This window comes from Bacillus cereus group sp. BfR-BA-01453 (assembly GCF_022662915.1).
Lineage (GTDB): Bacteria > Bacillota > Bacilli > Bacillales > Bacillaceae_G > Bacillus_A > Bacillus_A paranthracis.
This window is the reverse complement of sequence record NZ_JAKUEN010000004.1, coordinates 352,226-375,886: the sequence shown is the minus strand read 5'-3', so window position 1 is coordinate 375,886 and position 23,661 is coordinate 352,226. Positions and strand designations below refer to the sequence as shown.

Below are 23,661 nucleotides of genomic sequence, written 5' to 3'. Positions count from 1 at the left end.
AGATGAAAAACATAAAATAGGTAAATTTACAGGAAGTTCACTCTAGAATTTTTGGTTCTCTTTCCTCGTTTTTTCGAATGAAATCTCATCTATACAAAAAATGCCAATTCCTAAGTAGTAGCTAAGGAATTGGCATTTTTTTAACGAGAATGCTTTATGAATAAACGCCTTGCTTCTTCTGGTACATAGAACTTACCATTGCTTTCTACAACAACACTTCCTAGTTCATAATCTTTATTCTTAATACGAATTATATTTTTGTTAACAAATAATTGAGCTGTTACATTATTACGTTTTACTATGAGTACAGGATTCGCTACATCAGTTTTATCTATTGTTACAGTTGCACCATTCTGCTTAAAGGCTAATTCACTCTCTACAAATAATTTGTTTGTTACTTCTTCTAAATTAAAGCCCATCGCTTTCGCTATTGTCTTTGCAACGTCCGTGTTTTGAATCAAACCAACTGGCTTTTGAGGACCGTATGAATATAAAAATACATCCTCACCAGTATGACCTCCTGTTGTAAAGCCTATGTTCGCACGGTTAGCCAATAATGTAGTGAAAATTGGACCTACATCTATTTTCTTTTTAGCCGCTTGTAACCTCTCTTTTTCACCATAAGTTAAATGATCCAAGCCGTATAACTTAGCTACCTCTTCTACATTGGATATATCAGCTTTCAAATTATTGATAGTCCCTTCAAGTGTCATCTTCGCTTTTTTCAATGGATAAATGTACGCAGAGACCGGCGTAGTATTATATCCTTTTGTCGTATTCATATTCCCAATAGAAATACCGCTATTACCATGGTCAGCTACGGCTATTAGCATCGTATTACCATCTTTTTTTGCAAATTTCAATGCTTCTGCAACTGCATTATCAAATGCTAATACATCACTAATCATCCCAATTGGATCATTCACATGAGCTGCCCAGTCTGGCTTACTTCCTTCCACAAATAAAAAGAAGCCATCTTTATCTTTTGATAACGTTTGAATTGCTTTTTCCGTCATTTGAGAGAGTGTTGGTTGCTCTGGAGTTGTTGCTTCACGATCCATATCGAACGCTAAAGCATTATGTGAGAAAGAGCCCCAAATTTTATTAGCTTTGGATTTCAATAATGCCTCTTTCGTTTCAATAAAGTCGTAGCCTTTATTTTGAATCACTTTTACTAAATCTTCACCATCTTTTCGAATCCCACTATCTCTCTCAGGTAAAAGTGCTGCTTTTCCCCCGCCTAATACGACATCTATATTTTGATACACTTGTTGCTCTGCAATTACGTCAAAATGCTTGCGGTTTACATGGTGAGCAGAGAACCCAGCAGGAGTAGCATGCTGAATTTCAGCTGTAGCAACAATTCCAGTTGCGCGACCAGTACGTTTCGCACCTTCTAAAACGTTGGCAACTGGACGTAACTTGTCCTCTTCTTTTATTGATTTTAAGCCAGGTGAACTCACAATAGTAGGTAATACCCCTACATATCCTGAATTCGATTTATTCCCCGTCGCTAAAGCTGTAGCTGCTGGAGCTGAGTCTGTTATAGCTGATTCCGCCGAATATGTACGAACTCCTCCTGTTACAATTTCATCTAATGCAAGTGGTTTCCCTTTATACAAGCGAGCTAATGTAGTTGCTGAAGAACTTGTTCCGTCCATAACCATTATGATTACATTTTTAGGCTTCCGTTCTACTTTTTTCACTTTAGCTTCCACTGTATGATCATTCATCAAATTTTCAGTACATAACATACTTAGTATGATTGTGCCTACTAACAGTAATCTCTTCATCTTTAAAGCTAACTCCGACATTATTGCGCCTCCATTTGTTTCTCATTCATTTACATACAAAGTTATGGTTTCGTTTTACTTTTCACAACCTATATATGTTTTATTAGTTCCCAATTCTTCTAAAGCTAACAATAGTAACTTTCTCATTCATTACATGCTGATATAGTTCATCTATCTTATAAAGAAAATTCCCCATCATTAACTTGCTTAACAACAAATCTCCAATTAAAATAAATAAAAATTTATTGTTAAACAATAAATTTCATGGTAAATTAATAAGATATTAAATAAATGAGGTGCTTTTTATGAAACAAGGATCAACACTTTTCTTAAAGACAGCTGTGATTCTAATGGGTATCCCTGTTCTTGCTATGTGCATTTTTTTAGTCCCTAACATAGGGAATTTCGCTGCTGAATTATATCCCGAAATGGCATATATTAAATATCTTGTATTTATCAATTTATACGCGACAGCAATACCTTATTACTTCGCACTGTACCAAACATTTAAGCTTTTAAACTATATTGATAAAAACAACGCATTCTCAGAGTTATCTGTTAAAGCTTTAAAAAATATTAAGTACAGCGCACTAGCAATTAGTGTATTATATGTATTAGGTATGCCACTTTTCTATCTTGTGGCAGAGAGAGATGACGCCCCTGGTATTATTATTATTGGAATGATTATAATTTTTGCTTCAATGGTAATCGCGGTCTTTGCTGCCGTTCTCCAAAGACTATTAAAAGATGCGATAGATATAAAATCAGAAAATGATTTAACGGTCTGAGGTGAATAATATGGCAATTATTATTAATATTGATGTAATGTTAGCGAAAAGAAAAATGAGTGTAACAGAGCTTTCGGAGAAGGTTGGAATTACAATGGCTAACCTTTCGATCTTGAAAAATGGTAAAGCAAAAGCAGTCCGTTTTTCAACTTTAGAAGCCATTTGTAAAGCATTAGAATGCCAACCTGGGGATATTTTAGAATATCAACCAGAAGAAAGCGAATAAAAAGAGTCCTTCATACGAGAAGGACTCTTTTTATTGCACATTACGGCGCAAAACTAATTTGACCAGTAAACAATAAAATAATCGCGATGATCCAAAATATAAAGAATGATAAGGACAATAGTAATGAAAGAATAGCAATGCCCTTCTTCTCGTTTTTTCTCGTCATCGTAATGATAGAAAGTATAATACCTGCCACTGTGAGGGCAACTGTAATATAATCTCCCACTATATTACCTGCATTCGCAATCCTTGTCGGAGTAATAAAAACGAACAAAAAACATAAAACGCCGATGAGTAAAGATATGTAACTTATTATGCTGTACTTCTTTTTAGGAACTATTTCAGTTTTCATACTAACCCACCCCTTCTCTATAGCTATGTGTTTATATTAGCATAAATACCCATAATTTGGTTATAAAAACAGGTGCAGTGGAAATTTCCACTGCACTTGTTTTTATTTAATAAATAAACCTGCTATTTCTTCTTTATCATTATAAGTTATAATAAATGTCCGTTGTTCCTTACTATATTTCGCTACAAGAATAACAGTATATAAACCATCTTTTTCTTCAATCGATTTCTTCTCAATTTTTTCAAACGTTCCGGCTTTCTCAATTACAGGTGTAAGATCTTTCATTTTTTCTTCTGGTAATCCAGCTTTCATTTTACTATCAAATTTTTCACGCACGTCTTTATACTTTGCCTCATTTAATAATGATACAATTTCTTCCGCTTTTGAAATAAATTTTTTAGACGTACTTTCATCTACTTTATTACCGGTACATGCTGCGAGCGCGAACGCCGCGATAGCACTTATAATAAGAAGTAACATTCTTCTCATTTTAATACCCCCTTTCTTTTTAAAATGAAACTATAACTAAAAGTGAGTAACGCAAAAATTGCTATTGAAACTTCTGACATAATAATCCCGCTTTTCCCTGGCACATATAGCGATATAATGCCAGCTAATGCATTTACAGTCCCATGGATGAGAATTGCATATACAACATAACGAAATTTCTTTTGGACAACAGCTTGCAATACAATGAAAGAAAGCCCAACATGTAATACCATCGCAAAGATGCGCTCAATACCACCGAGATAATAACTGTCACCATTTTGAATGACTGTTTGTGATAATAATAGGGATATTACTGGGATACCGACTATCAACACCGCCTCAATACCACCATGCCCTGCTCCAAATAAAAAACCAGACTGCCAATCTCGTTGCTTCATAAAATAACGCATTGCGATAAAACGAGCTATCTCTTCAAAAATTCCAGCTGATATACTAAGCAAAACTGCAAATAGTATAGGCTGCATAACAGAAAACATTTGAAAATCTGTGCTAGTTCCATTTAAATAATTTAGCATTGGTATGCGAATCAATATTTGTGATACAACAAAAGCCAATATACCTAACATATATGGAATATAGCGTTTCTTCCAAACAGCATATAAAAGTGCTATAAGCGGTAAACCAAAGCTAATCATTGTTGTAAAAATAAGACCATTCATCTCGCTTCACCTCTTACTTGAAGTGTATAAAATTGAGTGAAGAAAGTATGTAGTTATTTCTTATTCGGTTTCCTTTTCATCATAGATGGTCATTTCATCTCATTTAATATAAATGTTTGTGTGAAATAAGGACTTACATAAGTTGTTTCTAACGTCGCATTATTGGTTTTATTTATGATTCGTTTTAACGAAAATAGCCCGTACCCTCTAGCACCTTCTTTACTTGAATGGTTTTTCTCATAAATTTTTTGTAAATCAATCGCTTCACCCTTTGAACTATTACGCACGATAAAATATTGTCGTGAATCCATTTCAAAGAATGCGATTTGTAATATCTTTTCCTCACTACATACTGCTTCCTCAATTGCATTATCTACTAAAACTGAAATGATACGAATAAATGAAATAATCGTCATGGAAACACTTTCAATGTTCTCTGGTATATCAAGCATTACTTTTATTTGTTGCTGCTGAGCAGTGCTAACTTTTGCTCTTAATACGCTTCTTACTTCAGGAATTTGTATGCGAGATAATTTTGCGATATCAAGTTCATGATCATTTATTGTTTTTAATGTGGGAGCAATAACATCGTAGTACACTTGCTCAATTTCTTTCACATTTTTTGTACGTATTCCTTCTTCTAACGATAGTAATACATTCATATAATCATGACGAAAACTAGCAAGCTCATCATGCATATCCTCTAATTTCTCCACATAATCTAATAACTCTTTATCTAAACGTTTTTCATGCTCTTCTCGTAACTTTTCTTTCGATAAATGTGAGCTTATTAGTACGATGATTAGTAATAATAAAAAAATAATAATCGCTGAATTATAACTTACTTCACTGTATTGTTGATTTATTTTTGCTAAAAACTCAGTTGACGGCTGAGTTAAAATTAGTTCAATAATAAACCCGATAATTAATAATATGTAAGTTATATAATATAACGGACTACCTACTATATATTGAGCGATTTTTTGAATTCTTTTACGCGCTACTAAAATACCGATAAAAGTAAGGATTGATACGATAAGATGAATAATACTACCTGTCCATAAATATAAATTGAATGGCGTTAACATAAAGATTTTCATCCCTAAATCTAATAGCAACATTTTCACTAACGTTATAATCACCATACTCACCAGTGCAAAATATAAATTATGCTTAAATTTCAATTCATTTTGCATTAATCCTAAACTTATTAAAAATAACACAATCGTACTATTCAATTCTGGATATCTCGTTACTGTTACAACAATAGCAAGTAAAATAATGAATACCGCACTTAAAGCTATTAACATTTTATATGATAATCTATTGTACCGGATTAATTGTATGTATAAAAACGTGTGACACATACTAGTAAGCAGTATTGCATATAAATCATAAATATACATTACATCTCACCCTTTAACATGTTACGTACTTTACTCACTAAACGCCGTGACACTGGAATGCGTTTTCCGCTTTTTAAAACTATCATTTTTTGCTTCGCATCGTAAGAAGACATTTGCTTCGTATTCACGATATATGATTGATGACAACGCAATAAACGTTCATCGATTATTTCAATTTCCTTTAAGGTTCCATAAAAATAAACGATTCGATCTAACGTCACTAATGCTAACCGGTGCGGTTCATCAGTCATAACATATTCAACTTCATAAAAAGGAACCCGCACAGTGGCATTACTATTTTCAACGATAAAGTCATCGGACGGAATAATATGCTTATTTCTTGCTTCATATTGAAGTAAACATTGTTCAAAAACTTTATATCTCTCCTCATATGACAACCCTTTATCAATAAAAGTTAATGCTGATACCATATATTGATATGAAATAGGTGCAAATTCAGAATGTGTCGTTACAAACACAATAATTCCTTGCGTATCATACTTTCGTATTTCTTGCGCCACGTGTAACCCTTTTCGCTCTTCTCTTTTTATCTCTATATCTAAAAAATAGATTGGGACATACTTCGCCTTTGGAATATTAGTAATAATGTTTTCACTTTTACTAGTCACCTCAATAAAATCAAAAGGCAACCTATACTTCTCACAAATCTCTTCAACTAGCCGCTTCATTTGCTGTGCTTGTATGACATCGTCTTCTAAAATGAAAATACTCATGTAATCACTCGCTTTATTGAAATCTTTTCATCTATAGATTTATCTATAAATATATAATTCAAATTATAATAATATTCTCCTTCTCATTAATTGAAATAATTAATCTGCTATTACATAGAGAAACCTCAACTTTTCAAACAAAAAGTTGAGGTTTTCTTCAAATCAATTTATAACTAAATCCGCCCTATCCTTCGGCGATTCCATTTCTAAGTAATAATCCTCTGCTTTCCAATACCTATTCTCAAACTTTGAAAGGTTTTTCTGTGTTTTCTTACTCTCGCGTAGAAATCTTGTCTCTCTTGGACAATCCAAGTACACCATATAATGAAAGAAATCTCTCCATTCTTTTCGCTGTAGAAAAACGCCTTCAATTACAATTACACCTACTATGGGGATCTGTACTTTTTTCATTTCGCATGAGTCTGTCTTATCATTATAGAACGGTAATTTTAGTTTTGTTTCATTTTGTAACTTTCGAAAAAATTTCTGCCGAAGCCACTCAATATCCCATTGCAAATAATAATACTCATACCATTCTTCAAATCCGGTATCATAGCGTTTATTACGCTCCACTATATGATCATCAATATGAAAAATATGAAACGGAATGCTTTCCTGTTTCATATTTTCCTTTAAATTTGCAACGAATGTTGTTTTTCCCGAACGACTTAAACCATCTATACCTAAAATAAATTTATTTTCCCTATGCTTCTTCATAATAGTTATAAGTTCGTTTGTACTCATTACTTCTTCCACTCTTCTTTTAATAAAGAATATAAAATGGTATCATGCGCAACTCCATTTTGAATCATATGTTTTCGAAGTAATCCTTCTTCTTGAAATCCTGCTTTACTTAATAATTTTTGAGAAGCTTTATTTTCTACATATACAACAGCAGCAATTCTTATAAGTTGCAGCATTTCAAATCCGTAAGTTAAAATCGCCTGTAACGCTTCCGAGGCGTATCCTTGTCCCCAATATGTATCATCCAATTCATAACCAATTTCAGCTCGCTTATGATGATGGTTAATTAAATGAAAACCGCACGTTCCGATTAATTGGCCCGTCCCCTTTTTCTCTATTCCCCAGCGAAATACACTTCCCTCTTCATAACGATTTTTAAACGTTTGAATCGTTGTTTTCGCTTGCTCAATATTTTCGAAAGAATCCATTCCGAAATAACGTATGACAGACTCTTTTGAAAAATAACGGAACATCGTTTCTGCATCTAACAGCGTTAATTCTCTTAATTGTAAACGTTCTGTTTCTAGTTTCGGAAACCCCATCTCTTTTTCTCCTTCTATTCTAATGAACTGCAAATTTCAATATAATTCCCATCTGGATCGGCAATATATGCAATGGTTTGCCCCCATGGCTTTACAATTGGTTCAACTAAAACCGTAATACCTTGTTCTCTAAATTGCTCAATCGTTTCTTGTACATTTTCAACAACGAATCCTAATTCAAAATGAGAAGATTGTAACTCGCCTTCTGTAAGTGATAGTCCCGTTAATTCTTTCACGTCTTGCCGCGTATTCATCGCTAATATTGTAGATCCCGTATTAAATTCAATATATGTACCGTGCTCTGCTTTTATAGGTAACTGTAAAATATCTTTATAGAATTTTAAACATTCCTCAAACTTTTCTACGTATAAAATGATGTACTTCATCTTCAAATCCATTATTAATCCCCCTTTATATCCATCCCTAAAATTTCGACAAAAGCCTCATAAAAACCTTGTTTCCTATAATAACGCGCACAAAAAAATGAGGCCGATTTCTCGGCCCCCCAGCTTATTGGCATAAAACAGGAGATTTGGTTTGGACATAACCAGTTCGTACTCTTATTATATTTTATTTTTTCTGAATTTTAAATACATTAAACACCTATTTATATTGAGAAAGTTTTTTTACTTGCATAAAATTAATGAGTTTAAGAAATGCTACAAATGGAGGTGTATACATATGGAACCAATGCTATGTCCAAGTTGTAAAACGAACCGCACTCGCTTTAATATTCTTGAGCAACAAGTAAAACCAGTCAAATTAAATCCACAAACTGGTCAAGTAGAAGAAGAATACACAAATGAAACGATGAATGCTTTTCATATGGCCTATCAAGGACCTACTTACCGTGTCCAATGTGCTGTATGCGGACTTGTTGAAAATCCTGAACAATTTATTAAACCTGCTCAAAATCAGTCTTTCTAATAAAAACATGATTATCCCTTGTAGAAATAGATTTTTCTATAGGGGATTTTTTCGTTTTATACTTTAATAAAAAACGTGTTTCTTCCTTATTATAAGTTACACCCCATATCTTTTTAGTCATCTTTTATTTTTTGATCCTCAATATGAATCTTTTTTCTTCATTTATTATTTTCAGGGTAATTGGGCTTTGATATTGTTAATTTTGTGCCTTCATATAGATTTTTATTATATAAAAAAGAGTGAGCAAAAATACGATTATATAGAAACAAAAGAAGTTGATTCCCATATTAATTACCTCTTTACAAAATCAACTTCTTTTAAACTCCACTTTTTATTATAATATTTCACTTTTTAATTCCTTAATTTTCCAAGTTAGTCTTATAAAGAAGTATATCCACATACAACCTGAAAGACCTGTTATAACTTTCGCCCAAATTGGCACTCTTGATTCCATCGGACTTATAAATAGATTATACATCGATGGTAATATAGCTGCTAACATAATAACAAAGAATACTAATAACTCATTTAATTTTTGTATCCTCGTCTCCTTTTCCGAGTAAATATCAGGCAATTCATTTACCTCTTCTACTTCTTTACAAAAATAATTCCATCTTGTGAAACTTGTTACGCGTTTCCAACCTGATATTTCGTATATTTCGAAATACTCTTGTTGTTGTTCTTTCGAATCTCTATAAACCAATCTAAAATCAGCTTTGTATATTACATCTTTTGGCTCCGTTTTCTGAAACGTATACATTAAATTATATTTTTGTAATGCCCAACCTTGCTGATGCATCTTTCGTAAAAAAGCTTCTTTTTTTTCTAAATTCCATGCCGTAAAAAACTTGAATACCCTTTTTGTCTCCATCTTCCATTCACTCCCCTAATATACTATTCCCATTCCTTACAGATCTCTGCAACCTGTTATACTCTAGCTCTAATACTTCTTTACCAAGTGGCGTTAACTCATAGCACTTCTTTCTATCTGTTGAGGCAACTTCAATAATTAATTTCTCTTTTAATAACTTCGTCGTATTCCCGTATAAAGTTCCAGGACCGAGCTTTACTTCTCCATTTGTCATCTCTTCTACCATTTGCATAATTCCATATCCGTGCATTGGTTTCACTAGTGATAACAGTATGTAATATGTCGCCTCAGTTAACGGAATATATTTTCTCGCTTTCGTATTCAATATAACCACCTCCGATACATCGCTTCATGATATATCGACTTACGATACATCATATACCGATATTATATATTCACACTCCAAAATATGCAAGAGTATAATTTAATAATTGAATATTTATTTCTTTGAATTGAAAAATCATATAAATTTTCTGAATAATTTGTTAAAATATAGAAATATCCGTTTATATTTTGAAAGGAATGATATATATGATAAATAAATTGAAGGAAAATATAGGATCAGTTTTTATAGGTAAAGAAAATGTTATCGATCTATTAATCGTTTCCTTGCTTGCTGATGGACATGTGCTTCTTGAGGATGTGCCTGGTACAGGGAAAACGTTACTTGCGAAAACACTTTCAAAAAGTATTGGTGGTAATTTTTCTCGCGTTCAATTTACACCGGATGTACTTCCGAGTGATGTGACAGGTATTGAATATTTCAATCCGAAAACGAGCGAATTCGAGTTAAGACTCGGACCAGTCGTGGCAAACATTTTACTGGCAGATGAAATTAACCGTGCAATGCCGAGAACACAGTCTAGTTTATTAGAAGCGATGGAAGAACGACAAGTGACGCTTGAAAAGCAGTCAACTCCTCTTCCAAAACCGTTCTTTGTTATTGCGACGCAAAATCCAATTGAATCACAAGGAACGTTCCCTCTTCCAGATGCACAGCTTGATCGCTTTTTAATGACAATTTCTATAGGTTATCCAAATCCTGAAGATGAACTACAAATGATGCGACGTTTTCGTAACGATGCACCACTAGAAAGTGTCACATCTGTTATTACTTTAGATGATATTTTAGATGCACAGAAACAAGTAAAAGAAATTTTCGTATCAGAACCGTTAGAACATTACATCATTAAGCTTGCTCATGCTACAAGAAATCATGATTATATCGCTAACGGTGTAAGTCCGCGTGCCACACTAGCTTTAGTACGTGCTGTTCAAGCGCTAGCCTTTTTACGCGGGAGAGAATATTGCACACCAGAAGATATACAATTGTTAGTTCCTTCTGTTTGGAATCACCGTATCATCTTATCAATGGAAGGCGCATTACGTACGACAAAAAATGAAATGATGCAAAAGATTTTAAAAGAAGTGGACGTACCTGTGGAGATTGAGCAAGCATGAATGGACAGCGCGTTGTAACTGTACCTTTATTTTTCCAACTTCATATTATTCAACTATCTGTTCCAGGCGCTATACTATTTACATTTTTTATGCCGCAACGAATCATTATGTTTTTCTTTTTCTTCTACTATTTATTTGCGATTTTCATTTATAAATATGTCGCATATATAGAAAAACAGTTTCAAGTGCTTAACGAAAAACAAACAACTCGTTTATTTCCTAATGAATCTGGACAGTTTTTTATTCATTTAAAAAATGGAGCAAACATACCACTCGTTAACGGCGTTTGTTATTTTCATTTAAATCCGTCTCTACTGCCACAAAAAGATCAAGGTATTGAACAAATATCGAAAACGTTATTTTCTTTCCCGTTTTCACAACCTGCTCATTCGGCGCAAAAATGGGATTTAACATTAACTGCAACGAAGCGTGGTGTGTTTCAAATTGAACAGTTCGAATGTGTTTTGAAAGATCCTTTTCATTTATTATCTGTACATTTACCTGTATTTGATAAATTAAGAACTGAAATTATTGTGTATCCATCACCTAAAGAAGTACCAGGTTTGCAAGAACTACAGCAACTTTTAAATGGATCTTATCGAACGAATTTTTCTTTTTACAATGATGAAACATCTATTATCGGTGTGAAACGGTACGAACGTGAATCTTTCCGCTCCATTCATTGGAAAGCATCCGCTAAAATGCAGGAATTACAGGCGAAGCAATATGAACCTGTTAAAAATTATAGTTGGACAATTTGTCTTTCATTAGCTGCTGATCGCGGGTTTGGTTGGAAAGATAATATAGAAGATCTTATTTCATTTGCAACATACATTTGTCAATACGCAACGAAGCATCAAATACCGTTTGAATTATTTATTAGTGTATTAGCAGAAGGTGGTCCTCTGCATTTACCATTAAACGAAGGGCAAACACATTACGCAAAAGCTTTAGAGGAATTGGCACGTATTTCAGACGATAGCACATTAATTCCGAAGCAAGGATTTCTCCATTATACAAATAGAAAAGGAGAGCGATCGTCTACAATGATTTACATTGGCTTGCAGAAGAATGACCTCTCCCTTCTATCGCAACCTACGTTTCTCATAAATAACGAAGGGATGGTGGAAAAGCTTGAAAACTTGGCTCTATCACGTTAATGACTTTATTCTGCTGCTCCTCCTTTCGTTATTAACGGAAAGGGAAGAACTTGTTGCTGTTGCTATATTTTTAACAACTGGCTATATTGGAGTATTTCTTATTCATAAGTTCATGGAAAAAAGAACGCCAGGATTTGTCATACTGTTAATAACTCAAATAATTGGTTGTTCTATTTTTCTCCCTTTCTCTCTATTTGGCACAATTATGTTACCGCTTTTCTTCTTTATCGTACATGTAGTTGGACCTGGCTACCAAGTTCAAAAATCGTTAGGCGGTATTGTTTGGTTTGGTGTTTCGGCTATATTTTATGCTCCCTTTCCAACGCTCGAGAAACTGTTACTATTAGTTATACACATTATGATTACATTTTGGTTAACCGGGGCAAATCGGAATCAACAGTTATTACGTTTCACTTCTATCATTACGATTGGTGTAATGAGTATATTAATTGTTCAAGTATTTCCTTTTATTCGAGTCATTTTTAGTTTTATCATAGAAGTAGTAGCATTAGGAGTCGGTTATATTTTAAATCCATTTCTCGTAGCAGCTGAATTGAAAGATACGGAAGGGGTTTGGGCAAGTAAAGGGCATCTCTTAAAGCCTCAAATTGAAGAAAATAGAGGGAAACTTCCTGATTTTGATCCAACTCTCATAAATAGCATGACCATAATTACTTGTACAGCTATCGCTATTTACGTCGTTTGGAAAATAATCAAAAAACGAAAACAATTAATTTTACCAAATATGCCTGCTTTCGAATCTACTATCATCACTGATAAAGAAGGAATGAGCCAAAAACGTTTGAAACGAAACAAACCGCCACATAACGAAATTCGAAAAGAAATTTTTAAGCTTGAGAGTAAGTTAATTCCTCCTTTAAATAGAAATCGCGGAGAAACTGTTGAAGCATGGTTAGGAAGAATAAATAGTGAAGAAAATGTAAATATTGAGAGTCATATTATTATAAATGCTTATAATACAGTGCGTTATTCTAATGAGGAAAACACCGTACTTTTGTATGAATTTAAGGAAGAGATTCATAAGCTTTATATGTATCAGAAGAGTTTAAAGAAAAGGAAGAAGTAACACAATAAAAAGACTCCTATTTTCATAGGAGTCTTTTTATACTTCTACGTTACTTTTTAAATTGAGGCGTTTTTTCCTGCTTCAATCTCTAATGACTCTTCATGCCACCAAAGTGTTTCTTCAGGGTCTTCTTTAGCGATTTGGTGTGCTTCTTTCTTCGTTTCTACTGTAGGATATGAACCTTTTAGCGCACGTCCTGATGTTGTAACGAATAGTACACTAAATACAACTAATCCAATAATACTTACACCTGTTAAATAAAATGCCGGTGCAAGCGGGTTACCGGTTGCATGAACTAAGTATGAACATACAAGTGGTGTTGTACCACCAAATATCGATACAGAAATATTAAATGAGATTGAAAGTGCTCGATAACGTACATCAGTGAAAAAGAGTGATGGTAATAATGAAGGTAATGTTCCTTCATATACACTTAGGAAGAAACCTAATACGAAAATACCTGCAAATATAGCTGCAATATGCCCGTTACCTATTAGTAAAAATGCTGGAATTGCAAATACAGTTAAACCAAGTAAACCAATTTGCACGACGCGTTTATTACCAATTTTATCACTTAATTTACCGAAATATAGTGCTAGTGGAATCATAAGTGCCATCGTAATAGAAATAATTAATAAGCCAGTTGTTTCTTTGACTTTAAGTACTTGAGTTAGATAAGAAGGAATATACGAAAGAATCATATAATTTGTAATATTAAAGAAGGCGACAATTACTGTGCTTAATAAGAAGTCTTTTTTGTGATATTTCATAATATCCATAAATGAAAATTGTTCATTGTCTTCAGATTCCTCTTGTGCTTTTTCCATCTCTTCAAAGATGGGAGATTCATCTAAATGACGGCGTAAGTATAAACCGACCAAACCAATTGGTGCAGCAATTAAGAAAGGAATACGCCAGCCCCAGCTGAGCATTTGTTCATCTGTTAACAATAACGTCAAAATGGTAACAATTACCGATGCAGCAATGTAACCTGAGAGTGTTCCAATTTCAAGACCACTACCGAGTATACCACGCTTTTTATCTGGAGAAGATTCTGCGATATAAACCATTGCTCCTGAATATTCGCCGCCTGTAGAGAAGCCTTGAATCATTCGGGCAACTAAAAGTAGTATTGGTGCCCATACACCAATTTGTTCATAGGTTGGTAGTAATGCGATGAATAATGTAGAAAGTGCCATTAAAATAATAGTAGTACTTAACACAATTTTTCGGCCGTACTTATCTCCTATTCTACCAAAGAATACACCTCCGATTGGTCGAACGAGGAAGGCCGCTGCAAATGTACCGAATGTAAGTACAAGTTGCAATCCACTATTATCAACACCTGAGAAGAATAATTGACTTAAAATTACCGCTAAATACGCGTATAATCCGAAGTCAAACCACTCCATTGCGTTCCCAATACCAGTAGCAACTACTGCTTTCCTGGCTTGTTTAGGATTAACAATATTAACGTCTTGAGGTTCAAAATTTAAATCATTATTTTGTTGCATATAATAAAACAGCTCCTTATTTAATTTAACTTCTTTAAGCACACCTTCTCTTATTGAATAAAATTAATTCGAAGCACTTAAGGAAAAACAACGTCTCCTTTTCTGTTATTATTATTTCACATAATTAATTATTTGTCCAATTAAATGCTCTTTTTATATAAATTTACACCCTATTGAACTTGTTATAAAATGACGTTTAGCTTATATAATACATACCTTTACACTACAAATAAAACTTTAATTTATTTATATTTATAACGTTTCTATAATTGCTTCCTTTAACCTAGAAATCAGTAACTTTTACTAAAGATTTGCATATATTTAAAAAGTGAACTCATTAGCTCGAATTTTGTCTTATGACATTCAACTATAATATTATTATAGTTTTAAAGGAGGCTCTTTTATGTTGGAAATAATACTTTTATTTGCTACTGTTTCTTTTCTCTTAATTATTTCAGGATTTTTCATTACCTTAAAACAATATAAAGAAATAAAAAATATAAAGACTATATTAACTACAAAAAAAGAAAATGAGAAAACTTCATCCGAAAATTCCATCCCTATGCAATTAGACCTTAGCGTTCTCAATAATTTACTCGCTTCTGGAATAAATAAAAACTCTAATGCAAGCAATGAAAATTGTGAGTCTGATAAAAATAAATGATTGTTATGTTTATAACAAGAAGAAAATTTATCTCCTATTTTATCTAATCTTATTAACAACTACCTCTGATTAAAAAGGAGACTGCTTATGTGTAAAAATCCTATTTCTATTATTATTCGTATACAGCATAACATAAGAGTTTTACCTGAAATTTTGAAAGCCTGTGAACAACTACAGCCTTTAGAAATTATCCTTACTATTAACGGAGATATCCAGGATTCAATTGAGAGTGCAGATCCCTACAATTTTGAAATCATTACACTAGAAGAACCGATAGATTCTACTAATCTTTATGTAATTGGTGCAAAAAAAGCAAAGGGGCAGTATCTCTTATTTTTAGATGAAAATTACATGGTTCCTCCCCCCTTACTTATACAATTTCTTCAACCATTACAAAATGGATCTACTGACGTCGTATTAAATAATTTAGACGATTTTTTTTATCAAAAACAACAGCCAAATATAGCAATGATTTGGCAACAAGTTACGAATCATTTTTTTCATCGCCCAGATTTACATGTTAACTCCTTATTATTTCCTCCCTATGCAATGACAAAAGAAGTGCTTGACGTAATTACTCCAAATAGTTTATCAAATCCAATATTGGCTCAAATGAAAATTATTGAACATAAATTTCGGATTTGCGATCAATTCAACATTTCTATCCCTCAAGTTCCCTCTTTTCCTTCAACTCAACTCATTCATTATCATCTTGAAGCTATTGCAAATTGGATCAATATAGAGCAAAATCCACGAGGAAACTATACCGATAATAATCGAAGACGGGATATTATTTTGGAACTTCAAAACGGCGAACAAAGAGCTATACCCAAAATAATTACAGGTAAAGAGTTTTATTCGAATACTTATGGAAATAAACAATTATCCATCATTATCCCTGTTCAAAATGAAGAAAAAACGATAGAATCTATCATTTTTGAGGTGCAAAAATTAAAACCTTTTGAAATTATCGTTATTGTTAATGGATCAACAGATAAAACAGAAGAATTGGCGAAGGGTTGCGGTGCAACAGTTATAAGTTACGAAGAAGCACTCGGCATTGATACCGGACGTGCCGTTGGTGCATATTTTGCAAAAGGTGATATATTATTATTTATCGATGGTGATTTCTTAATTCCTAGTTCTGATTTATTACCATTTGTACAATCTATTCAAAACGGAGCCGATTTAGCTTTAAATAAACTAGAGCACTACTACATGTATCGCCTTCCTTATACTATCGTCACCGCATGTAAGTATGCTGTTAATTTAGCATGTAATCGAAAAGATTTAGGTATGGGATCCACAACTGCTGTCCCTCATGCTTTTAGTCGAAAATGCATTGATACAATTGGATTTGATTCCCTTCTTTCACCAACTTTAAGTCAAGTGAAAACAATTTTAGCAGGCTTTCATGTACAAAATGTCCATTCTGTCGACGTTGATAAATTGAATCGTGTTCGACCTGAAAAACACTTCTCTAAGGAAGGTTGCCTTTCATTAGCAACACAACAAATCATTGGTGATCATATAGAAGCAATTTCTTACCTGATCGAACAAAAAGAATACTTTTAATTCTACATCCTGCCTACTAAGTAATATGTTATCTCATTTTTAATATATGACAGAATAAAAAAGATGGTTTGTAACCATCTTTTTTATTTTTACATCAACTCAAAAGAAAAGTAGAAGGTAGGCTTTTCATTTCTTAAGAAGTTTGAAAAGAGAGGCTTGTTAATGAAGATTCAACACTTAAATCATCATTTAGTGCAATTGAGAAACATGCAACTAATGGTAAAGTAATAACAATGGATCCACTAGGATTAATTACAATTGTAGGACTTGTCCCACATGTGTCCCCACAATCTACTTCTGCATCAATTCCACTACCAGGGGTAATTGTAATTTTAAGACACACATCTAAACAAACATTATTCGTAATACATGCCATAACTCTCCCTCCTTTCCTTTAACAATATATGCAGTTGATTAAATTTGGACACGACTCTCGTACTAAATTTTATAAATTAGATGCTATTTTACTATTCGTTTAATAGGCAATTAACGTTTGATTAAACTATCTAAATCAACTAAGAAACTCAAGTCATCTTTTACTGAAATAGAAACACATGCGGTAAATGGTATTACATTAAAATTAGATGAGCATTCATCATTGCACCTTACGAATATTTCTGCGCCACCATTTGGATTGACTTTAGTTTCTAAACAAATATTAAAACAACTTTTATTGATGCAAGACAAAGTATTCCCTCCTTTCTTATATCTAACATCAATTTATGCAGAAATAAAAATACTGTTACAACTTTATCCATTCTTTACTTTACATACTTAAAATAAAAAAGATAAAAGCTTCTTCATGTATATAAAGAAACCTTTACCTTTTTGTTACTTGCTCATTTATTATCAGTCAGTGAAACATGCTCTTTACTTGTACCTAAGCTAAAAATAATAAAAACTTTTGATTTAGTTTCATTGCAATACTAAATATCGTCAAGTTCTTAAATGAAATGTTTACATTACTCAATCAATAGACAAATTTACCTTTTAAAATAAATCTTTAAAATCCCTATGCTTCAATAAATATGAAAGTCCTTCTAAATGATCCCCAGTAATTCTCAATACAGCTGGTGGATGTCCTACTGTTGCAAAGTGCTCATTTGGACGAATACGATTTGGTTTCATTACATCTACAAAATGGACACATTCGACTTTATACCCTTCTAATATTGCCTTTACTTGTGCAACGCACGCTGTGTGAAGAGTGTCCCACCCGATTCCCTCTAAACATTTTCTACTAATAGCGTGGGGAACAGCAATTGTGGATCCCACACCTAAATCTTTACGGTTACAAGCAATATTCAACATATATTTATATAAACTTACAATATATAGAGGAAATCTAAGATTTAAATTTAAATCATTTAAAACTATATCAACACCATCCGCAACAGCCTGCGTTAACGGATGAAGGTCTTTTGCTGGAATAGCAAAATCAGCATCAATAAAGAGAAGTATATCCCCTGTGGCTTCTTGTGCACCAATTGCCCGTCCTACATCATGCCCTAATCTTTCTTGATAAACAATTACTGTTGCCCCTAATTGCTTAGCGATTACTTCTGTCTGATCTGTTGACCCATTAATGACAACAATTATTTCTTTCGGTTCAACTTTTCTTGCCTCAAGAATAACTTCTTTAATCGTTGATTCTTCATTTTGTGCTGGTATAATAATTGATAACTGCTTTCCATTATAAATTGATGAGTTCATCCCCCAACCTTTATAGAAACGCGAATAATTTTTTTGTTTTTTTAATTGCTCTATAATTTCTCTTTTTCTTCCTCCATCTGTATAGTTACCTCTGTCATCTTTTCGGTGTAACCAACGTTCCAAAGCTTTTATATTCTCTTTAATTTCACATACTTCTAATTTAGTTAATTCATTTTTATAGAAAGAGGTTTTGTTTGCGGGTATATCATTTAAAGAGGTTTTAGTTATAGCTGATGAGGAATGTAGTCGCCACCCTTTCTCAATAAGAGTTATTTGAGATAGAACGGGATTTTGCAAAGTGTCATATCCAATGTCTTCAATTGCTTTTTTAGTAATAGCATATGGCATAGATAACATCGAATCATATTTTAAATCCATACGCCCCAATACATCGTTTACTATTTTTCTATACACCATAGCAATACTTGGCCATTCTACACTCATCTTTTCAAAACAGACAGAGTCTATGTTATTCAAAATTACATCCTGTTCCTTTTTTAGTAGTGGTTCTATAAATCGTTCTAATTCTACCGAAAAGATAATATCTTCTCCATCTAAAAATAAAACTATATCTCCACTGGCAATTTTCGCCCCATGAACCGGTGCTTTCCATTTATTTTTCTCTTCAATAACAACAACATTACTCTCAACAAATGTAGGTATAGCTTGTATTGCACTCATTCTATCATCAGCTACAATTATAATTTCTAGTGGTTTTATATGCTGCACTTTGCTTAAAATTTGATTCAATTTCGATTTTTCTTCTCCTAAAACTATAACGACTGACAAATCCACTTCTTCTTGTTCTTCTTTCATAGTCGGATTAGGCCTTACTTTTTTTATATATTCAATTGTTTCATACTTTCCTACAGCTGCATGCCCTGCTTTTTTATCGAAATATAAATCTATTACAATTTGATTTATTTCCGTATCTTTATCCAGTTGTTCTAACTCAGAAATGAATGGTAGTAAATGATTTTGCACATCAAATTCACATGCGAAATTTTGCAAAAAATAAATATTCGGTACATATTTAATGTGATTAAAAAATTTCACAACATTAATTCTTTCCCCAAATTTCTCCTCAACTTCTTCTCTTGATAAACCTGGATAAGACAAATCGAAAACTAGATTTATTGGTACAGGTATCCATTTTAATAAATTTGTTTGAGGATTATTAATGAAAGCTGTGGAGCCCTTAACGAATCCAGCTAAAATTAAAGACATAAACCCTCCCCCGGAACTGCCATAAAACAACACATTTTTCGAATCAATTTTTAACTTTGTAAATACTATTTCTAAAATATTTGCTATATCTTGCAAGTAAAATCTATCTAACTCCCCCTGTCCCCAACCTAAAGATAATTTTCCGAGATATAATGTAGGATCATTATAATATATAACAGTATCTTCAAATTCATCCATCCATGAATGTCGATGAAAAATAGGCGGACCAATTGGCTGTTCTTGAAATCCACCTGCTCCAGATCCAAAAACAATAGTGTTGGAAGCATTAGGCTTAATACGAATTAAAAATTCATACGTTACTTTATCCCAATCAACCTTGAGTATAAATGGTTCCGTAGTTTGAAAATCTAATTGCCATAATTCTTCATATGAAATGTTAATTTTTTTGTACTGGTCTAACAGTTTAATCACCCTTTCCATCCATTTTAAGATGTTTTATTAAGTAAGAGAGAGCTTCAACGTGATCACCAATTATTCTTAATACTGCCGGAGGATGTCCATTGTGACTTACATTCTCCATTAAACGAATTCTATTCGGTTTTACAACATCAACGTAATGCACACATTCTACTCTATACCCTTGTAATATAGCTTTTACTTGTGCAAGACTAGGGCATAGTAAACTTTCCCAGCCTATTGCATCTAAGCATGATCTACTCATAGCATGTGGAATGGCTACTAATGAGCCATTACTTAATTCTGGACGAGCATATGCTAAATTAAGCATATACTTTACGACATCTACAACATAAAACGGAGGATGTAACATCGGATTCAAATCATTTAATGCTATGTCTACACCAGCTGAAACTGCTTTTGTAAAATGATGCAAATTACTTCCTGAAACACTAAAATCACCATCAATAAATAAAAGAATATCTCCTGTAGCTTCAAGTGCTCCAATAGCACGTCCAACATTATGACCAAGTCGTTCGTTATATTCAATAATAGTAGCACCAAGTCTTTTAGCGATACTGGCCGTTTGATCTGTCGAACCATTTACAACGACAATTATTTCTAGCGGTTCTATTTTTCTTGCCTCAAGTATTACTTGTTCTATAGTTTCTTCTTCATTTTGCACTGGTATAATGACAGAAAGTTGCTTCCCGTCATAAATTGAAGAATGCATTCCCCAGCCTCGATGATAAAAAGGATATTGCTTGCTTTCACCTAATCTTTGAATAATATCTCTTCTTTTTCCTGCATCAGTAAACCCTACTCTTCTTCCCTTTTTCTCTATCCATTTAGAAATACCGATTAAATATTTTTCCACTTTCTCTTTTTCATTTTCTAACAATTCTTTTTTAACTAAATACCCTTCTTCTTGTAATGTCTCATCTCTAGATAACGTTTTTATTGCATATCGATCGTTAATCCGCCAGCCTTGATTCACTATATTCATATGAGCTAGAACGATATTTTTCATATAATCAAAGCCAATATTTACTACTACTTCCTTCGTAAGTGCATATGGTAATGAAAGTATTGAATTGCTTTTTAAATCTGGTCGACTTAAAATTTCATTTAACATTTTTCTCCATACAATATCCATATTTGGACATTTACCAACTTCTACAAATTTATCTATTTTGTTTAATACTACATCAGCCTGATTTGTAACAACTGGTTCAATAAATTTCTTCATCTCATTTGTAGATATTGAAAAATTACTATCTACAAATAACAAAACATCTCCTTTTGCTTCCTTTACAGAAGCTTCATACCCATCATAATACGTACTATATTTATCCATCAAAACAATATGGCATTTATTTTTTTTTGCTATTTCATACAAATTACTTCTATCGTTAGGAACGAAAATTATAATTTCAAGAGGATTTAGCTTCCATATAGATTGAATTGACTCTTCTAATATCTGCTCTCTTTCACTATACAAAATAATAACCGTTAACGATTTCATTACACGCCCCCTTTACACATCATGTGACATAAAGTGAAACTTTAATCAGTGGGGTTTTCTTCGTCCCCCACTGATTATTAACCCTCACCAATCGGACTTTAATGGGCAGCCCGCTCCCCCTAAATTCTTTGCTTTCGCTGAATTTTGAGGTGGGGGTCTTACTGCCCATTAAAGCGGGATAAAATATTAAGTATTACCATTTCCTATGAATTTGCTACTTTATTAACATATTCAAAAGTGAATTATACTGTGTAAAAACAATCGTCTATTTTTGAAAATATAAGTTCTGAACTTACCTCCTTCCTCTTATCATTGTTTCTTACAACTCTCACCATAAAAAGTACAAAAAAGAGGCTGTCTCATAAGTCTCTTTAGAAGTAAAATCACATGAAATCAAAAAGGAAGAAACGTTATGAAATCAACGTTTCTTCCTTTTACTTTCTATTTATTTTTGGATAAAAAGCACCTTTTGGGACAGCCCTCTTTTAAATAAATTTATTAATATTATTAATTTTATATACTACCTTTTTCCATGTTATACCGCGATCTTTTGTAGTAAATATTTCTTTTTTATTACACGCCCAACCTTTACGCCGATTAAAAAAATGTAAACAAAATACATTTTTTAATAATGGATTACTTGATACTTTAATCCATTTTGCTCCTTTTTTTATTATTTGATACACACTTCCATTTTCACTATTTATCACCCAGCCATAATAGGAACTAAAAAACGAAACAGCCACTTTACTCGTATTTATTGTTTTATTTGAAATATGCCATGAATTCCCTTTATCAAATGAGTAATTCATTAAAAATTTATCATCATTCGTTTTTGTTGGTATTACTAATAGGTTATTTTTATAGATTGCTTTATAAGCCATAGCAATCCCATTATTCATTCCTTCAAGACTTGGAATATCTTTTATAGGATGCCAACTTTCCCCACCATTTATTGTTTTAAATACCACCGATGTTTCATATTGTTTTTGTACTGAAATAAATCCGATTAGATCGTTTATAAATGTTATCCCTGAAATACTATCTCTAATACTTATATTTTTTATTACTTTCCATACTTTCCCTTTCGTTTTCAAATAGTATAAATTATGTTCAAATTTATTTGATGCAAGCTTTCTAGATAATACAATCCATATACGATCCATATTCGTGGCATGCAATTGTACTTGAACATCAGTCGATTTTTCCCAACCTTCTTCAATTGGTAATATAAACTCACTCCACCTTTCCCCTCTATTAACTGTATAAAATATAGCTGGCAATAAATCATCATTCGTTTTTGTTAAACCATATACCCAAGAGCTTCGAGTATTTATTGGATATGCAAATAATACAATTGAATTCAAAGGATTAACAACATCCCATTCTACTCCTCCGTTTTGAGTATATAAGATGGCTTGCTTTTTATTTGTATATTGAATACTAGCCCAACCATATTTATCCGTTCTCATTTGTAAAGAAGTAAATTGAATATCATTATTTTCCAATATATCACCTCATTCTTATTATTTATATATTCGTATGCTATTATTTTTAAAACGTTCTATCATTAGTTGTTAGTACCACTCGTTTTATCTACTATCTTTACTCATTTACTTTCTCTTTTCCTCACCAACTAAATATCAATATATAATGTATCAAATCTAATAAAATTTTTTCTATTTTTTCATTATCATTTAATAACGACTGTATTTCACAAAATTCTACTATAAAAAATGCACCCCAATTGCAAAACTATTTTTAAC

25 protein-coding genes are annotated in these 23,661 nt (G+C 32.6%); 8 read left to right on the top strand and 17 right to left on the bottom strand.

The window, feature by feature from the left end; all coding sequences use genetic code 11:
• Positions 1 to 140 precede the first annotated feature (140 nt).
• Entirely contained in the window at positions 141 to 1,814 is a 1,674-nt protein-coding gene (locus MR070_RS11990) for an alkaline phosphatase (RefSeq protein ID WP_242261378.1), read from the bottom strand.
• A 284-nt stretch (positions 1,815 to 2,098) separates the two neighbouring features.
• Between MR070_RS11990 and MR070_RS11985 the strand changes: the two genes are divergently transcribed.
• On the top strand, positions 2,099 to 2,581 hold the full coding sequence (locus MR070_RS11985) for a DUF2975 domain-containing protein (protein ID WP_000809105.1): 483 nt from the start codon (positions 2,099 to 2,101) through the stop codon (positions 2,579 to 2,581).
• Positions 2,582 to 2,591: 10 nt separating this feature from the next.
• The gene (locus MR070_RS11980; RefSeq protein WP_000974621.1) at positions 2,592 to 2,807 is read left to right on the top strand and encodes a helix-turn-helix domain-containing protein; all 216 of its coding nucleotides are present in this window, start codon (positions 2,592 to 2,594) and stop codon (positions 2,805 to 2,807) included.
• A gap of 40 nt (positions 2,808 to 2,847) precedes the next feature.
• Here MR070_RS11980 and MR070_RS11975 read toward each other — a convergent pair whose 3' ends face one another.
• The 8 genes from MR070_RS11975 to MR070_RS11940 form a co-directional block, all read right to left on the bottom strand.
• Positions 2,848 to 3,159 carry a hypothetical protein gene (locus MR070_RS11975; protein ID WP_242261377.1) on the bottom strand — a complete coding sequence of 104 codons (312 nt, stop codon included), beginning with the start codon at positions 3,157 to 3,159 and terminating at the stop codon, positions 2,848 to 2,850.
• 102 nt (positions 3,160 to 3,261) lie between these two features.
• Entirely contained in the window at positions 3,262 to 3,648 is a 387-nt protein-coding gene (locus tag MR070_RS11970; RefSeq protein ID WP_242261376.1) for a DUF3887 domain-containing protein, read from the bottom strand.
• Positions 3,645 to 4,328 (bottom strand): YhfC family glutamic-type intramembrane protease, encoded by a 684-nt coding sequence (locus MR070_RS11965; protein WP_242261375.1) that lies wholly within the window; start codon positions 4,326 to 4,328, stop codon positions 3,645 to 3,647. The genes MR070_RS11970 and MR070_RS11965 overlap by 4 nt, the downstream gene beginning before the upstream one ends.
• 89 nt (positions 4,329 to 4,417) lie before the next feature.
• On the bottom strand, positions 4,418 to 5,734 hold the full coding sequence (locus tag MR070_RS11960) for a GHKL domain-containing protein (protein ID WP_242261374.1): 1,317 nt from the start codon (positions 5,732 to 5,734) through the stop codon (positions 4,418 to 4,420).
• Positions 5,734 to 6,468 carry a LytR/AlgR family response regulator transcription factor gene (locus MR070_RS11955; protein WP_000021638.1) on the bottom strand — a complete coding sequence of 245 codons (735 nt, stop codon included), beginning with the start codon at positions 6,466 to 6,468 and terminating at the stop codon, positions 5,734 to 5,736. The genes MR070_RS11960 and MR070_RS11955 overlap by 1 nt, the downstream gene beginning before the upstream one ends.
• A 162-nt stretch (positions 6,469 to 6,630) precedes the next feature.
• A complete protein-coding gene (locus tag MR070_RS11950) occupies positions 6,631 to 7,212 on the bottom strand; it encodes a kinase (protein ID WP_000106110.1) in 582 nt (193 codons plus the stop codon).
• Positions 7,212 to 7,754 (bottom strand): GNAT family N-acetyltransferase, encoded by a 543-nt coding sequence (locus tag MR070_RS11945; RefSeq protein ID WP_000506669.1) that lies wholly within the window; start codon positions 7,752 to 7,754, stop codon positions 7,212 to 7,214. The genes MR070_RS11950 and MR070_RS11945 overlap by 1 nt, the downstream gene beginning before the upstream one ends.
• 14 nt (positions 7,755 to 7,768) lie before the next feature.
• The gene (locus MR070_RS11940) at positions 7,769 to 8,152 is read right to left on the bottom strand and encodes a VOC family protein (protein WP_242261373.1); all 384 of its coding nucleotides are present in this window, start codon (positions 8,150 to 8,152) and stop codon (positions 7,769 to 7,771) included.
• Between the two features lie 283 nt (positions 8,153 to 8,435).
• Between MR070_RS11940 and MR070_RS11935 the strand changes: the two genes are divergently transcribed.
• Entirely contained in the window at positions 8,436 to 8,681 is a 246-nt protein-coding gene (locus tag MR070_RS11935; RefSeq protein WP_000433609.1) for a hypothetical protein, read from the top strand.
• 334 nt (positions 8,682 to 9,015) lie between these two features.
• Here the strand turns inward: MR070_RS11935 and MR070_RS11930 are convergent, their stop codons facing one another.
• Positions 9,016 to 9,552 (bottom strand): DUF2812 domain-containing protein, encoded by a 537-nt coding sequence (locus MR070_RS11930; protein ID WP_242261372.1) that lies wholly within the window; start codon positions 9,550 to 9,552, stop codon positions 9,016 to 9,018.
• Between the two features lie 7 nt (positions 9,553 to 9,559).
• On the bottom strand, positions 9,560 to 9,877 hold the full coding sequence (locus MR070_RS11925; RefSeq protein WP_001092638.1) for a PadR family transcriptional regulator: 318 nt from the start codon (positions 9,875 to 9,877) through the stop codon (positions 9,560 to 9,562).
• 206 nt (positions 9,878 to 10,083) lie between these two features.
• Between MR070_RS11925 and MR070_RS11920 the strand changes: the two genes are divergently transcribed.
• Genes MR070_RS11920 through MR070_RS11910 form a run of 3 tightly spaced genes read left to right on the top strand, consistent with a single transcriptional unit; the run spans position 10,084 to position 13,260 of the window.
• Positions 10,084 to 11,013, top strand: coding sequence for an AAA family ATPase (locus tag MR070_RS11920; RefSeq protein WP_242261371.1), 930 nt, complete (start codon positions 10,084 to 10,086; stop codon positions 11,011 to 11,013).
• Complete coding sequence (locus MR070_RS11915) at positions 11,010 to 12,173, top strand: DUF58 domain-containing protein (RefSeq protein ID WP_242261370.1); 1,164 nt, start codon at positions 11,010 to 11,012, stop codon at positions 12,171 to 12,173. Before MR070_RS11920 ends, MR070_RS11915 begins: the two co-directional genes overlap by 4 nt.
• Positions 12,148 to 13,260, top strand: a complete 1,113-nt coding sequence (locus MR070_RS11910; protein ID WP_242261369.1) for a DUF4018 domain-containing protein — start codon at positions 12,148 to 12,150, stop codon at positions 13,258 to 13,260. The genes MR070_RS11915 and MR070_RS11910 overlap by 26 nt, the downstream gene beginning before the upstream one ends.
• A gap of 56 nt (positions 13,261 to 13,316) precedes the next feature.
• Here MR070_RS11910 and MR070_RS11905 read toward each other — a convergent pair whose 3' ends face one another.
• Positions 13,317 to 14,774: an MFS transporter gene (locus MR070_RS11905; RefSeq protein ID WP_001186945.1), complete on the bottom strand. Its 1,458-nt coding sequence runs from the start codon at positions 14,772 to 14,774 to the stop codon at positions 13,317 to 13,319.
• Positions 14,775 to 15,177: 403 nt separating this feature from the next.
• On the opposite strand from MR070_RS11905, the gene MR070_RS11900 reads away from it, so the two are divergent.
• Together MR070_RS11900 and MR070_RS11895 are read left to right on the top strand one after the other, a co-directional pair.
• A complete protein-coding gene (locus MR070_RS11900) occupies positions 15,178 to 15,438 on the top strand; it encodes a hypothetical protein (protein WP_242261368.1) in 261 nt (86 codons plus the stop codon).
• Between the two features lie 87 nt (positions 15,439 to 15,525).
• Positions 15,526 to 17,013: a glycosyltransferase gene (locus MR070_RS11895; RefSeq protein WP_242261367.1), complete on the top strand. Its 1,488-nt coding sequence runs from the start codon at positions 15,526 to 15,528 to the stop codon at positions 17,011 to 17,013.
• Positions 17,014 to 17,146: 133 nt separating this feature from the next.
• Here the strand turns inward: MR070_RS11895 and MR070_RS11890 are convergent, their stop codons facing one another.
• From MR070_RS11890 to MR070_RS11870, 5 genes are all read right to left on the bottom strand, one after another.
• Positions 17,147 to 17,389 carry a hypothetical protein gene (locus MR070_RS11890; protein ID WP_000752185.1) on the bottom strand — a complete coding sequence of 81 codons (243 nt, stop codon included), beginning with the start codon at positions 17,387 to 17,389 and terminating at the stop codon, positions 17,147 to 17,149.
• A gap of 110 nt (positions 17,390 to 17,499) precedes the next feature.
• Positions 17,500 to 17,700, bottom strand: a complete 201-nt coding sequence (locus MR070_RS11885; protein ID WP_041184329.1) for a hypothetical protein — start codon at positions 17,698 to 17,700, stop codon at positions 17,500 to 17,502.
• A 303-nt stretch (positions 17,701 to 18,003) separates the two neighbouring features.
• Positions 18,004 to 20,394 carry a glycosyltransferase gene (locus MR070_RS11880; protein ID WP_242261366.1) on the bottom strand — a complete coding sequence of 797 codons (2,391 nt, stop codon included), beginning with the start codon at positions 20,392 to 20,394 and terminating at the stop codon, positions 18,004 to 18,006.
• A complete protein-coding gene (locus tag MR070_RS11875; RefSeq protein WP_242261365.1) occupies positions 20,378 to 21,895 on the bottom strand; it encodes a glycosyltransferase family 2 protein in 1,518 nt (505 codons plus the stop codon). Before MR070_RS11875 ends, MR070_RS11880 begins: the two co-directional genes overlap by 17 nt.
• A 485-nt stretch (positions 21,896 to 22,380) precedes the next feature.
• A complete protein-coding gene (locus MR070_RS11870; protein WP_242261364.1) occupies positions 22,381 to 23,403 on the bottom strand; it encodes a hypothetical protein in 1,023 nt (340 codons plus the stop codon).
• Positions 23,404 to 23,661 lie beyond the last annotated feature (258 nt).

Coding starts and splice junctions, on each gene's coding strand:
- MR070_RS11935 (WP_000433609.1), top strand. CDS start 8,436: ATGGAACCAATGCTATGTCCAAGTTGTAAAACGAACCGCACTCGCTTT.
- MR070_RS11930 (WP_242261372.1), bottom strand. CDS start 9,552: ATGGAGACAAAAAGGGTATTCAAGTTTTTTACGGCATGGAATTTAGAA.
- MR070_RS11880 (WP_242261366.1), bottom strand. CDS start 20,394: ATGGAAAGGGTGATTAAACTGTTAGACCAGTACAAAAAAATTAACATT.
- MR070_RS11915 (WP_242261370.1), top strand. CDS start 11,010: ATGAATGGACAGCGCGTTGTAACTGTACCTTTATTTTTCCAACTTCAT.
- MR070_RS11970 (WP_242261376.1), bottom strand. CDS start 3,648: ATGAGAAGAATGTTACTTCTTATTATAAGTGCTATCGCGGCGTTCGCG.
- MR070_RS11965 (WP_242261375.1), bottom strand. CDS start 4,328: ATGAATGGTCTTATTTTTACAACAATGATTAGCTTTGGTTTACCGCTT.
- MR070_RS11960 (WP_242261374.1), bottom strand. CDS start 5,734: ATGTATATTTATGATTTATATGCAATACTGCTTACTAGTATGTGTCAC.
- MR070_RS11980 (WP_000974621.1), top strand. CDS start 2,592: ATGGCAATTATTATTAATATTGATGTAATGTTAGCGAAAAGAAAAATG.
- MR070_RS11985 (WP_000809105.1), top strand. CDS start 2,099: ATGAAACAAGGATCAACACTTTTCTTAAAGACAGCTGTGATTCTAATG.
- MR070_RS11955 (WP_000021638.1), bottom strand. CDS start 6,468: ATGAGTATTTTCATTTTAGAAGACGATGTCATACAAGCACAGCAAATG.
- MR070_RS11895 (WP_242261367.1), top strand. CDS start 15,526: ATGTGTAAAAATCCTATTTCTATTATTATTCGTATACAGCATAACATA.
- MR070_RS11875 (WP_242261365.1), bottom strand. CDS start 21,895: ATGAAATCGTTAACGGTTATTATTTTGTATAGTGAAAGAGAGCAGATA.
- MR070_RS11900 (WP_242261368.1), top strand. CDS start 15,178: ATGTTGGAAATAATACTTTTATTTGCTACTGTTTCTTTTCTCTTAATT.
- MR070_RS11945 (WP_000506669.1), bottom strand. CDS start 7,754: ATGGGGTTTCCGAAACTAGAAACAGAACGTTTACAATTAAGAGAATTA.
- MR070_RS11890 (WP_000752185.1), bottom strand. CDS start 17,389: ATGGCATGTATTACGAATAATGTTTGTTTAGATGTGTGTCTTAAAATT.
- MR070_RS11975 (WP_242261377.1), bottom strand. CDS start 3,159: ATGAAAACTGAAATAGTTCCTAAAAAGAAGTACAGCATAATAAGTTAC.
- MR070_RS11920 (WP_242261371.1), top strand. CDS start 10,084: ATGATAAATAAATTGAAGGAAAATATAGGATCAGTTTTTATAGGTAAA.
- MR070_RS11940 (WP_242261373.1), bottom strand. CDS start 8,152: ATGGATTTGAAGATGAAGTACATCATTTTATACGTAGAAAAGTTTGAG.
- MR070_RS11950 (WP_000106110.1), bottom strand. CDS start 7,212: ATGAGTACAAACGAACTTATAACTATTATGAAGAAGCATAGGGAAAAT.
- MR070_RS11990 (WP_242261378.1), bottom strand. CDS start 1,814: ATGTCGGAGTTAGCTTTAAAGATGAAGAGATTACTGTTAGTAGGCACA.
- MR070_RS11905 (WP_001186945.1), bottom strand. CDS start 14,774: ATGCAACAAAATAATGATTTAAATTTTGAACCTCAAGACGTTAATATT.